11 protein-coding genes are annotated in these 13032 nt (G+C 40.9%); 3 read left to right on the top strand and 8 right to left on the bottom strand.

Going from position 1 to position 13032, the window contains the following annotated elements; all coding sequences use genetic code 11:
• Positions 1–66 precede the first annotated feature (66 nt).
• The 3 genes from AX662_RS00760 to AX662_RS00750 are packed head-to-tail and all read left to right on the top strand — an operon-like array spanning position 67 to position 1436.
• The gene (locus tag AX662_RS00760; protein ID WP_060971320.1) at positions 67–516 is read left to right on the top strand and encodes a DUF1836 domain-containing protein; all 450 of its coding nucleotides are present in this window, start codon (positions 67–69) and stop codon (positions 514–516) included.
• A complete protein-coding gene (gene trhA, locus AX662_RS00755; RefSeq protein WP_060971319.1) occupies positions 509–1186 on the top strand; it encodes a PAQR family membrane homeostasis protein TrhA in 678 nt (225 codons plus the stop codon). Before AX662_RS00760 ends, trhA begins: the two co-directional genes overlap by 8 nt.
• A 58-nt stretch (positions 1187–1244) precedes the next feature.
• Complete coding sequence (locus AX662_RS00750) at positions 1245–1436, top strand: PspC domain-containing protein (RefSeq protein ID WP_002886147.1); 192 nt, start codon at positions 1245–1247, stop codon at positions 1434–1436.
• Between the two features lie 74 nt (positions 1437–1510).
• Here AX662_RS00750 and AX662_RS00745 read toward each other — a convergent pair whose 3' ends face one another.
• The 8 genes from AX662_RS00745 to AX662_RS00710 form a co-directional block, all read right to left on the bottom strand.
• Positions 1511–2569 (bottom strand): DUF3114 domain-containing protein, encoded by a 1059-nt coding sequence (locus AX662_RS00745; RefSeq protein WP_060971318.1) that lies wholly within the window; start codon positions 2567–2569, stop codon positions 1511–1513.
• Between the two features lie 29 nt (positions 2570–2598).
• Positions 2599–3537, bottom strand: a complete 939-nt coding sequence (locus AX662_RS00740; protein WP_060971317.1) for an alpha/beta fold hydrolase — start codon at positions 3535–3537, stop codon at positions 2599–2601.
• Between the two features lie 48 nt (positions 3538–3585).
• The gene (gene thrS, locus AX662_RS00735) at positions 3586–5532 is read right to left on the bottom strand and encodes a threonine--tRNA ligase (RefSeq protein WP_060971316.1); all 1947 of its coding nucleotides are present in this window, start codon (positions 5530–5532) and stop codon (positions 3586–3588) included.
• A 44-nt stretch (positions 5533–5576) separates the two neighbouring features.
• Positions 5577–5972, bottom strand: coding sequence for a hypothetical protein (locus AX662_RS00730; protein ID WP_060971315.1), 396 nt, complete (start codon positions 5970–5972; stop codon positions 5577–5579).
• A 458-nt stretch (positions 5973–6430) separates the two neighbouring features.
• Positions 6431–7753 carry a glycosyltransferase family 4 protein gene (locus AX662_RS00725; protein ID WP_060971314.1) on the bottom strand — a complete coding sequence of 441 codons (1323 nt, stop codon included), beginning with the start codon at positions 7751–7753 and terminating at the stop codon, positions 6431–6433.
• Positions 7754–8752 (bottom strand): glycosyltransferase family 4 protein, encoded by a 999-nt coding sequence (locus tag AX662_RS00720; RefSeq protein ID WP_060971313.1) that lies wholly within the window; start codon positions 8750–8752, stop codon positions 7754–7756.
• 130 nt (positions 8753–8882) lie between these two features.
• The gene (locus AX662_RS00715; RefSeq protein ID WP_060971312.1) at positions 8883–11903 is read right to left on the bottom strand and encodes a Spy0128 family protein; all 3021 of its coding nucleotides are present in this window, start codon (positions 11901–11903) and stop codon (positions 8883–8885) included.
• Between the two features lie 392 nt (positions 11904–12295).
• On the bottom strand, positions 12296–12988 hold the full coding sequence (locus AX662_RS00710) for a 5'-methylthioadenosine/adenosylhomocysteine nucleosidase (protein WP_002886153.1): 693 nt from the start codon (positions 12986–12988) through the stop codon (positions 12296–12298).
• Positions 12989–13032: the final 44 nt, after the last annotated feature.

Here is a 13032-nt window from a genome sequence, read left to right as displayed (position 1 = left end):
ACTTGACTTGAATTTCTATAATGTTATAATCTAGTTATGAAAACTAGATAAAGAGGTTTTTATAATTTGACAACACAACAATACCCTCTCTGGGAAGAATTACCAGAGATTGAACTCTATTTGGATCAGGTTTTGCTCTATGTCAATCAGGTCACCCAAAGTACTTTAGGACCAAACGACAAGGGGCTAACCGCCTCTATGGTCAATAATTATGTCAAACATGGCCATGTCGCAAAACCCATCAAGAAAAAATATAATGCTGCTCAGGTAGCTAGACTTATTGTCATCACTAGTCTGAAGACCGTCTTTGAGATTTCTGAGATTGCTAAAACCTTGGAAATCCTACGTACAGATGCTGATAGTCAAAAGAGTTACTACAATGACTTTGTAGCCTGTATGAATGGTCAGTTTCCCCAAGAGGCTCCGCAAGTCATACTCTCAGCCTGTCAGACGCTTCAATGCTACCGAGCTACACATCAACTTTTGAACGACCTTGAAGGAGAAAACAATGTCTAATACTGCTACTTTTAATACTTCTCCCAACCTCAAACTCAGTAAAAAACTTAGCTTTGGTGAGGAAGTGGCTAACAGCGTGACTCACGCCGTCGGAGCTATGGCCATGCTGGTCTTATTGCCAATTACTGCTGTTCATGCCAACAACGGCTACGGCATGATTGCTGCCGTCGGGATGTCCGTTTTTGTCATCAGTCTCTTCCTCATGTTTTTGAGTTCAGCCATCTATCATGCTATGGATTATAACTCACCCCACAAGATGGTTCTAAGAATTATTGACCACAGCATGATTTATATCGCCATTGCTGGAAGCTACACCCCTGTTGCCCTCTCACTGGTTGGCGGATGGCTAGGCTACAGCATCATCCTCCTCCAATGGGGAACAACAATTTTTGGTATTCTCTACAAAATCTTTGCTAAAAAAATCAATGAAAAATTCTCCCTCTTCCTCTATCTGATGATGGGATGGTTGGTTATCTTCATTATTCCAGCTATCGTCACTAAGACAGGACCTGCCTTTTGGGGACTCATGCTTGCTGGAGGATTGTCATACACGGTTGGTGCAGCTTTCTACGCTAAGAAAAAACCATACTTCCACATGATTTGGCACCTCTTCATCATGCTGGCTTCAGCTCTCCAATATATGGGTATTGTCTACTTTATGCTTCCTTAAAGCCAATACTAGACATCAAGGTGTTATGGTATAATAAGGAAGTACGGAGGTAAATCATATGAAAAAAGAACTCAGAAGAGATCCAAACAACAAAATTATTGCCGGTGTTTGTTCTGGTATCGCTAAATATCTTGACATTGACCCTGTCATTATTCGCCTTATTTGGGCTGCAGCGATCTTCTTATTTGGAACAGGTTTTCTTTTCTACATCATTTGCTGGATTATTATCCCAGAAGAAAGCAAGTGGTAAGCTATAATTGAATATACAAAAAAGTGATACAGACCTAAATTTCTTACCATTTAGGTCCATATCACTTTCTTTTTTTATTTTCTCAAGCGGAAAATCAAATAGCTGACGTTAACTAGGAGTAAAACACTCCAAAGAATAAGGAAAGGAATATTTCCTCGGACAGCATTGTGCCAAATACCTAGGGCGTATAAGGCCATAAATACTAGTGATCCTAGAACCGCTGTCCCTTTATTGTTTTGTGGTTGTTTAGACATATGAAGCTCCTTTGTTTGCTTTTTCTGAACTGGTTTAAAGCCATAAACCATGGCGAGAAAAAGTCTGGCTTGACGTTTGACATCATTAGCCAAAGATCTGTGTGACTGGGCATAGATATCATTTGGATTGTAAAAAGACTTGTCAAAATGCTCAGGCTCTTTTCGGCCCCACTTCTTCCTCAATTTGTTTGGTGATCGAAAGCCCTTGGTCATCCGATTACGAAAGGCAGGATCATGTGGTTGAACCGGCTCCACATCCAGTTGCCAGTGGCGTTTGAAATTGCCATAGTTGAAACTAGCACCATTAACCACTCCACTCTCAGTCACCTGCTCCGCATCGACCTCATTGAGAAAATTTCCCTGACTATCTAGAATAAACTCTACACGATTATATAGGAGAATCTTGAGATTAACACTAGGAATCCCATCTGGATAAATCCCCTTGCCATCACAGAAAGAAATCTTTTGGTGCAGGCGCCCCTGATCAAACATGGTGAAAGGTTTCCATCTGAGATAGACAGCTAAAGCTTCTTTGTCTGTCATCCCTGTTTTTTTATAATGTGTCCTCACATACTGGGCCTGTTGACTCGAAATCAGGTAACGTAGCTGATGAATTTGGCGCTCTACAAGGCCTTCCTGAGACAAGCTATCACCAGGAAAAGCCAAATCTACCAACCTGGCAACATCCTTCCAGAAAGCATCATGAGGCGCCAAGTCAGGGTCAAAATAGGATAATAAACGCTGAGTTTCCTCTATCTCCCCAGATAGATCCTCTGGCATCTCTATATAAGCAAGCAATAACTTCAGCACCTGCAGTGGCTGGTATTCCTTTTTCCATTCCTTCCATAAGCTAGAAAAGGCTTTTGAGCCTATAAGCATCTCATCTCTCCTCAATAACATAAGTTAGTTTAATCAGTGGTCCCCTTTATGAAGTCCTCTATCTTAGCAACTACCTCTTTGGTGCGATAGTGATAAAGATAATGTGGGGCATCATAAAAAGTCAGTTCGATATTTTTCTGGTCCTTTGCAAATCTGGTCGCATAATTTCGCCACTCCTCCTTGCTAAAACTCGTGCCTTCTCCATTAGAAACCAAAAGTAAGGTAGAGATTTGTGAATTTATCTTAGCATCAACCTTTTTAGCATTTCCCTTAACAGATAGGCTCTCATTTAACATAGCTTGTGACAGTATTTGACGATAAGCTATTCGTTGATAGAGGCGCCGATCACTACTACTTAGATTTTCATTAGGCACATATAAGCGACTCGGTATATACCTTAAAAGACCTAATTGACTTCCCAAACGAGCCATACGTAAAATCTGGGAATGCATTCTCAATTGCGAATAACTCTCTGGTAGAGCCCAATCTAAGCCGATGATTGCCTGTATTTCACTTGGATATTTTTCTTGCCACAAAAGCGTTTCTAAGGAGGCCATCGAATGAGAAAGGATAATATAAGGACCTGATACATGAGCCTTGGCTAAGGCTTGACGTGTCTCAGAAAGAACCTCAGACACATCTCTGGACTTAGAGGTGTCCTCACTATAACCATAGCCAGCTCTCTCTACAACGACTATCTTATACTGCTTAGAAAGCCCATCATACAAGTCTTTAAAATCTAGAATGGGAGAGGCCGTTCCAGCACCAGATAGAAAAACTAAGGTTTGTGGACCATTTCCCTTCACAAAGACGCTCATGTCATGGCCATTAACAGACACCATTTGCCCCATAGGGTTGAGAGAGGCCTTTTCTCTTTGCAAGGCTAATCTATGATAGATAAAGCTAGCCAGTAACAAGACTAGAACTGCTCCCATCAGAAATAAAAGTCTTTTCATAAAAACATGCATGGTTTATCCTACTAAAAAGTCAGTTAGCTTAGCTAACCGACCCTTTTTTTATTCGGCATCTGGGCGTGATTTGCGAGCGATATCAGCAAGGATATTTTCTACAAATTCTGACACAGCTTCTGTATGTGTTTGTTTTTGTCCATAACGACGAACGTTAACAGTTCCGTCTTCCATTTCCTTATCACCAACAATCAATTGATAAGGGATTTTTTGTGTTTGAGACGCACGAATCTTGTATTGCATTTTCTCGTTACGTTCATCCACTTCAACACGGATACCACGGTCACGAAGTTGTTTAGCAACTTCCCAAGCATAATCTGTGTGGGCTTCATTTGAAACTGGGATAACAGTTACTTGTTGAGGTGCCAACCAAGTTGGGAAGGCTCCTTTATAGTTTTCAATAAGAATAGCTGTAAAGCGTTCCATTGTTGAGATAACCCCACGGTGAATCATAACTGGACGGTGTTCTTCTCCATCAGCTCCGATGTATTTAAGGTCAAAACGTTCTGGAAGCAAGAAGTCCAATTGGATTGTAGACAGTGTTTCTTCATTACCAAGGGCAGTCTTCACTTGGATATCAAGTTTTGGACCGTAGAAGGCAGCTTCACCTTCTGCTTCAAAGTAGTCAAGTTCCATGTCATCCATGGCTGATTTCAACATGCTTTGAGCATTTTCCCACATTTCGTCATTGTCAAAGTATTTGTGAGTATCTTTAGGGTCACGGTATGACAAACGGAAACGATAGTCAGTCAAGTTGAAATCTTCGTAAACATCGATAATCAATTGAAGCGTACGTTGGAACTCATCTTTGATTTGTTCAGGTGTTACGAAAGTATGACCATCATTAAGTGACATTTCACGTACACGTTGAAGTCCTGTAAGGGCACCAGATTTTTCATAACGGTGCATCATACCAATTTCAGCGATACGGATAGGCAATTCACGGTAAGAGTGCACATGGTGTTTGTAAACTTCGATGTGGTGAGGACAGTTCATTGGACGAAGGACAAAGGCTTCACCATCTCCCATATCCATTGTTGGGAACATATCTTCACGGTAATGATCCCAGTGACCTGAAGTTTTATAAAGTTCAACTGAGGCAATTGGTGGAGTGTAGACGTGTTGGTAGCCTGCTGCTACTTCCTTGTCCACGATGTAGCGTTCCAAGACACGACGAATTGTCGCACCGTTTGGCAACCAGAATGGAAGACCTTGACCAACCTCTTGAGAAATCATGAACAAATCAAGTTCTTTACCAAGTTTACGGTGGTCACGTTCTTTAGCTTCTTCAAGGCGTTTAAGGTAAGCCTTGAGATCTTTTTTATCGAACCAAGCTGTACCATAAATACGTTGCATCATAGCATTATCGCTATTTCCACGCCAGTAGGCACCTGCAACATTCAAAAGGTGGAAAACTTGGATACGACCAGTTGATGGCACGTGTGGGCCACGGCAAAGGTCAACGTATTCACCTTGACGGTAGATAGTCAAACCACCTTCGTCTTCTGAGTGTTCTTCAATCAATTCCAATTTATATGGGTCATTTTTGAAGATTTCACGCGCCTCGTCTTTTGTCACTTCTTCACGGATTGATGGGAAGTTTTCTTTAACGATTTTCTTCATTTCTTCTTCGATACGAGGAAGATCTTCGTTAGAAATTTGACCAGCTTGGTTGTCTGTATCGTAGTAGAAACCATCTTCGATAGCTGGACCAACACCTAAGTGGATGTCTGGGAAGAGGCGACGAGCTGCTTGTGCAAACAAGTGAGCCGCTGAGTGACGCAAAATTGGAAGGGCATCTTCGTGATCAGGTGTCACGATTTCGATGCTTCCATCTTCAGTGATAGCACGTGTAGTATCAATCAATTTACCGTTGAATTTACCAGCAAGAGCTTTCTTAGCCAAAGAGTTGCTGATAGATTGTGCAATTTCAAAAGTTGTAACGCCAGATTCGAATTCACGAACAGCGCCATCTGGGAAAGTAATGTTAATCATAATTAAGATGTCAGAGCCCTAAAGGATGAGCCCTTTCGTCCTTTCTATTTAATGTTTTTGTTGTAATAATTTGTTTCTAGGATGCTTTGCAATTCTGTCTTATGCCAACCAGCACCAATCATCATCTTGTTGATATTAAATTCTAACTCCCTACCATCAGTTAGAATGAAGCAAAGTTTGTAACCAATAAACAAACGTTTCTTAAACTGATATGACTTAATCATCTCTTCAGGCAGTGTAGCGATAATCTCCCCTAATTTTCCTAAAGGTGTAATAGAAATAATGAAAATCTCTGTTTCTGTAAAAACAATTAGGAAATAGGCATTGGCTGTTCCACCAAGTCTTTGGGTAGCATAGATAGCGTGCATAGTCTCAGCAAGACTAGCATCCACACCGTGGTCAATCAAGTAGGCCTTGATAGCTTCATATTTGAACCCCATAAATTCTCCTTCAACTAAAAAGATAGTGCCACTTCATTCTAAACAGTCCTTTTTGTAATCAATAGAGAGAATATTTAGTCCCAAAGAAAAGCTTTTCTATCTATACTAGACATTCTAAAAATTTCAAAGTATCCCGAACAACATAAAAAGCGACATCCTCAAAAGGACGTCGCAACGTGGTTCCACCTTAGTTCGTGTACGACAAAAAATGCGTCTGTCCTACACCTCTGATTGGCTCTAACGTGGCCACCGTTTTATGTTTGCATAAAAAGTTAATCGAGTAGTCCCAATCATGTCCTCTGCGTGATTCCCAGCGACACACGCTCTCTAAAAGATTTCCCATGACTGATATGTCTCTATGCGTTATTATAGCATGAAACTGTAATTTTTCAAGCTAATTATCTCTTTTATTAATCAATTCTAAGATTTTATCTGACTAGGAAAATCTGATAGCTTTCCTAATCCAAAAGTTTCGTGATATTTTTGATTTTCTTGACCTGTTTAGCAGAGCCTTTGATGATACGAACAGAGCCGTTAACAGGCAAGGCAATGGCCTTGGTTGGCAAGTAAGTCACCATACGCGTCAAGCGCTTCATGGTACTATCTTCACCATTCAAATCATTGTGGAAATCCTTAGAAATCGTGAGGTCCAAGTAATACTCATAGACACGTTTTCCAAAGTTTTCGGCAGAAATTTCATAGAGCTTGTCGGCCCACTTAGTCTCGTCTTTTTCTGGCGTTGCAATGGCTGCTTCCAAAATGGCCCCAGCTAAATCATTATCATGATAATAAAGTATTCCAAACATCTGGTCCGTAATCACATTATCCAAATAAGGATTTCCATGAGCAATAATCGGAGTACCGCTAGCCAAGGATTCCAGATAGGTCAAGCCCTGAGTCTCACTGGTTGATGCCGAGATGAAGAAATCAGCAGCCTTATAGTAAAGAGCTGTTTCGCCAGGTGCAATCATACCTGTGAAAACCACCTTATCCAGAATACCAAGTTTCTTGGCTTGGGACTTCAGGTCTGGTAGGTAAGGGCCATCGCCAGCAACAACTAACCGAACCTTATCGTCTTCCTCTAAAACCGAAGGTAGAGCCGCCAGAACTGCTTGGATATTTTTCTCATAAGAGACACGAGACAAGCTCAACAACATGGTTTCATCCGAAGCAATACAAAGCTTGGCTCTCAAGTCCGCCACATCTTCTTCGGTAATCTCTGGACGCTGGAATTTTTCAAGTTCAATGCCTGTTGGAATGACCCGTTTTTCAGCAGCAATCTTGTACTTGAGTAAAAGGTCATAAACAATCTCGCTCGGACAGATAACCCCATCCAGATCGCTCATAAAGCCACGAACAATGTACTTAACCATACTTGGACGGATGACCATACCTTTGGCAATATAGCGGACATAGTCTTCATACTGGGTATGATAGGTGTGCACAACAGGAATCCTAAGTTCACGCGCAATGGCAATTCCTAGAAGCCCCAAGGAGAACTCTGTCTGCGTGTGAATAATATCAAGCTTGTACTGTTTTGCAATCTCTAGAGCCTTAGAAAAGCCACGATAAGCCACTCGGCGATCCTTAAAAGCAAAGAAAGGCACACTGGGAATACGGACAATCTGCCAGTCTTCATAGCGGTCAACATCTCTATCAGTCGTGGTAAAGATAAAGACTGTATGCCCCATTTTTTCCAACTGCGTTTTCAGTGTGCGAATACTGGTCGCAACACCTGATACCTGTGGAAAATAGGTATCTGTAAACAATCCGATACGCATTTAAATCTCCAATACTTCTTTGTAGGCTTCAACAAGTTTCTGAGCCACATCATCAATCGAGCGACTTTCCGCAACCTTGTAACCTTCTTCACGTTTGTCCACTTTACCATCGATAATATCTTGTAAGGCTACTACAAATTCATCCACGTTATGCCCGAATGAAGCAGATTTGTCATCAACCCAGCCCTCATAAACAGGAATATCACGCAAAACCACATGTTGGTGACTGGCAAAGGCCTCTAGCACTACGATTCCTTCGGTTTCCTCATAGGACGGGAAAAAAAAGGCATTAGAACCACTCATAGCTCCCTGGAAGACAGCTCCCTTGAAGTAACCTGGGAAGCTGACATTATCAGGATGCTTACCATTGACAATGTCTCGAATTTTCTTAGGAATCAGCCATTTGCTGATACTACCTAACCAAATGAAACGAACATGGGGCATCTTTTCGGCAACCTTGACGAAATCTTCAATTCCCTTGCGTTGGAAATAAAGACCCGCACAAATCACCACTGGCTGTCCTTCCTTAATACCAAAGTATTCTCGGAAAACTTCTTCCTTACGTGGATCCTTACCGTATTTTTTCAAATCAATCCCATTTGAAACAGCAATAATCGGTGTGGTAACTCCGTAAGACTGAATCAATTTTTTGGAATACTCAGATGGTGTAATCACGTAATCAGCCTTTTGATACATGTGGGCCAAATATTTCCCAAAAAGTGGGGCCAAAAGGTTAGAACCGATGAATGAATTCTCAAAGTCTTCACGTGTCGAATGACCATGCATGATGACCTTCTTGCCACGGCGTTTTGCAGCATGCAACAACATCAAGCTACGTGGACCATAAGTATTAATATGAACGACATCGTAATCACCCAAGATGTCCGTCGTATAGGGAATCCCCGCCAAGTCCAAGGCATGCATCTGATGGTGGAGAGCCCGTCCGATTCCTGATTTTTCAAGAACCGATTTTCCTTCAAGATAAAGTAGAACCTTCATACTCCTCATTATAGCTTAATTTAGTAGAAATTTCATCCTGCAGTTGGCTTTATCTTGATTTCTCATTTAATGAGATAGGCATTCCAACACTAAAAAAGATCGAGCATTCTCGATCTTTTAGGTCATCATCTTAAACGTCTTTACGGCGACGATGGCTATATGCTACACCCATGACTGCTGCCATTTCTGCTGCCACACCGAGGGCAAGCAAGGCAGTATCGTTAGCTTGACCAGTCTCTGGAAGTTGAGGTCCTGATTTCTCAGAGGATTGAACTGGCTTAGCTGGTTTTGGCGTCACTGGTGGAGTAGGCGGTGTTGGTGGTGTCGGCGGAACCACTGGTGGTTTAGGTGGGACACTTGGTGGTGTCGGTGGTGTTGGCGGCGTAGGAGGTTTTGGAGGAATGTAACTATTGTTAAATTCTGTATCCAAAGGAAGGAGAACTGCTGCTACAAGCAGATTTTCCTTTTCACCCACAGTCTTGGTAACAGTCACCTGGAATTTAGCTACCATGTTATCATAAACCACATCGGCTTCATTGCCCTTGACTTCTTCAACAGTGTAGTAGTAAACACCTGGTTTGTCATAGACAATGTTTTCAAAACTAATGTTTCCTTGTGCATTATTGGTCACTGTTTGGATAACATTACCCTTGTCGTCCTTAAGAACGAAGCTAAATTCACCATCTTTGAGGTTACGGCCCGTAAGAACCTTGGTCAATTCGAATTTGGCCTTGGCTGGTTGCACTTCTTTAACATAGTTATTAAAGACAGTGTCTTTTGGATTAGCGACCGTTGATACCAAAGCATCGCCATCTCGGGTCACTGTAATCCAGACAGTCGCTTTCATACCATCATAGACGATATCTTCGTTCGTTCCCTTAACTTCTTCAACAGTATAAGTGTAAGTTCCTGCCTTATCAAAGTGAAGTTCACTAAATGCAACACGACCATCAGCTGTATTTCCAACAGTTTCGACAATATGGCCTGCACTATCTTTGAGGACAAATTGGAACTCATTAGCAGTCAAAGTTTGGTTAACACCTGCCTTAGTCAATTCCTTACTGAACTGAATAGCAGCTTTAGCTGGAGTCACAAACTTGTTGTTAAAGATGGTGTCTTTTGGATTAACTACGGTTGAAACAAGAGCATCACCATCACGTGTTACCGTGATAGAAACAGCAGCTTTCATCGTATCATAGACAATTGCATCATCCTTACCTGCAAGTTCTTCAACAGTGTAGTTGTAGGTACCAACCTTGTTAAAGGTCAACTCACTAAAGGCAACCTGACCGTCAGCTGTATTTCCAACAGTCTCAAGGACTTTTCCAAAACGGTCTTTAAGGACAAATTGGAATTGATCTGCTTTTAGATCTTGCTTAACACCTGCCTTGGTTAATTCCTTACCAAATGCAATTTTGGCCTTAGCTGGTGTTACCAATTTATTGTTAAAGATAACGTCATCTGGATAAACCACTTTGGCCACTAATTTTTCTCGGCCATCTGTGGTTTCTCTAGCTACTTGGACAGTCACATCAGCTTGGAGCTTATCATAAACGACGTCACTATCATTACCAGGAACTTCTGTCACACGATAGTGGTAAGTACCTGGTTGGTTAAGTACAAGATTTGAGAAGACAATTTTACCAGAGGCATCATTGGTTGTTTCACCAAGATCAACCATCTTATTATCTGTCATATCAACCAATTTGAAGGTAAATTCCTTATCTTTCAAGGCTCTACCTGCCAACTCTTTGGCTAATTCAAGATTGAAATGTACCTCTTGTTCACCACCTGCATTTCCACGACCTCCAACTAAACGTACTTCAGAAGTATATGTTTTTGACTCAACATCTGCATGAAGGTCAACTTTATTCGTAGGATTATTAGAATCTGATGCTGGGTTGGTCAATCGTGTCTGATACCAAACATAAACCATACGGTCCAAACGACCAAGATTTAACTCAAATTTAGTATCGTCATGAGAGAAACTCTTAATCAATTCCATAGCTGAACCCTTATCAACCCATGGCTCAGCAGAATCAATGTAACGTAACTCTAAAGAATTATCAACAAATCTTTGATTATCAGACCAAGTATCGATCAATTGAAGATTATTCAAGACACGTCTTGCGTAATTAAGACGCATTCCCCAGTTAATTAGGGTTGGATCATTCTTGTCCTGACTACCCCATTTAGCAATGACTTCGTCACTAGGAATAGGATTTGCAGAACCAACTGTCACATTAACGACATGACCATTGAAATTGAGGTGCAATTTTTCGCCACCTTTGAGAGCTTCAGAATAAAGCGTATCTAACTCTAAATTCATATATTTCCCAATAGGGTGATCTTCGAAATAATGATTAAATGTGGTTACAACACTGTTATTCTTAGGATCTACCTGAGCAATACCAACAACTTCGTTATTAGGGTTGTAAACATTAACACTATAGCTTGTCTTAAATTGCAATTCACTTGGAAGAGTGAAGATAACTTTGTCACCTGAATTAATAGCTATATCGTTAGGGAATGAAATATCATGATAAACAACCTTACTTCTTGAGTAAATACTATTTCCGTCTGGAAATTGAAGCTCAACGTTAGGGTTTTGAACATGAATTTCAGTTCCTGTCTTAGTCACCTTAACATCCGCTGGAATTGGACGGCTTAGATTGGTAATCTTAAGTCCAAAATTACCAGATGAAGTAGAACTACTATTACTTGCCGCTGCAAGTTCGCTAGCACTAGCTTCTCGTGTTTCACTACCAGTTACAGGTTTCTCACTAAGAGCTTCATTAGTCTTATCTTGTGATGAACTCGTTTGTTCAGAGCTTGCAACCGTTTGCTCTTGAAGCACAACTTCACTAGAAATAGCAGTTACTGAGATAGCACTTGTACTTTCTGCCTGTACGGTAGGTTCAGCTGTCACTTCTTTACTTGAGACGCTAGCGCTTGTCCTTTGGCCCCCACCATCAGACTCGCTAGCTTCCTCAAGTACACTCGTCGCTAGTTGGCCTTTAGGCTCTTCAGCTTGTTCTGCATTAGCGGTACTTACACCAAAAACTGCAGACGAAAGTAAGATCGAAGCAATACCCACCGTAAACTTACGGATGGAGAAACGCTGCCTCGAATCACCGAATCGGTTATTCATGATTCTATCCTCCCATTATTACAAATCTTAACATTTTTGTAACCCTTTTCATTCTGAATTATACACTATTTTCAGAACTTTGCAAGATAATTATTTACCCCTTTGGAGGTTTTGTAAAGATTTCTAAGATATCAATAGATAGTGAAATTTTTAAACCCTTATATTATAAGCTTTCTTTCGGAGTCTCTCTTTTAATATTGTTTTCCTTTCTCATTTTATTGCCATAATTTTAATTCAAATTTTGTCTAAAAAATACTAAAATTCAGATTTTCTCTTTGAAAAATGAGAAGATTATCTTGTCTAAAGGAAGAAAAAAACTGCCATTCTTAAAGGAATAACAGTCGTCTTTAAATTTATTAAGAAATTGAGCATAAACACTCATTTAAAGTATTTTAGGCAAGCTCTTTGAGAAACTCCACTAAGATAGCAGCTGATTGTTTTCCCGCCTGAATAATGAATTCGTCAAAAGTAATATTAGCGTCATGGGCTGCTGTATCACTCATAGCACGAACAACGATGAAAGGTTTCTTGACACTGTGTGCAGCTTGAGCAATGGCTGCTCCTTCCATTTCCACGGCTAAGACTTCTGGAAAGTGCCCTTTAATAGCATCAATCTTATCCTGACCTGCAATAAAGCTATCACCAGTCGCAATAAGACCAATTTTAGAGTCGATAGAGGCTTGAGCCAAAACCTTTTCAAAAGTCTCTACAAAGGTAGAGTCACTTTCAAAGTAGAGTGGTTGCATAGACATTTGCCCATAGTCATAGCCAAATGCTGTCAAGTCAACATCGTGATAGGCCAATTTTGATGCCACAACGACATCTCCAATTTTAAGTCCAGGTGCTACTGCTCCTGCAGAACCAGTGTTAATGAGGGCATCAACGCCAAAGTGGTCTGCCAAAACAGCCACAGACATGGCTGACATAACCTTACCAACACCTGATTGCACCAAAACGACGTCGTGTTTTCCCAAGCGTCCTGTGTAGTAGGTATTGCCAAGAACAGTTTCTTCAACCTTATTTTCCAATTGCTCCACTAGAAGCACTAACTCCTGCTCCATGGCAGCGATAATTCCAATTTTCATATAGTTCCTTTTCAGCTTGTAATCTTGTCTGAATCAGTAGACAG

The organism is Streptococcus sp. CCH5-D3, assembly GCF_001556435.1.
Lineage (GTDB): Bacteria > Bacillota > Bacilli > Lactobacillales > Streptococcaceae > Streptococcus.
Note: the sequence above shows the minus strand (reverse complement) of the source record. Positions and strands in the feature narration are given on the sequence as shown.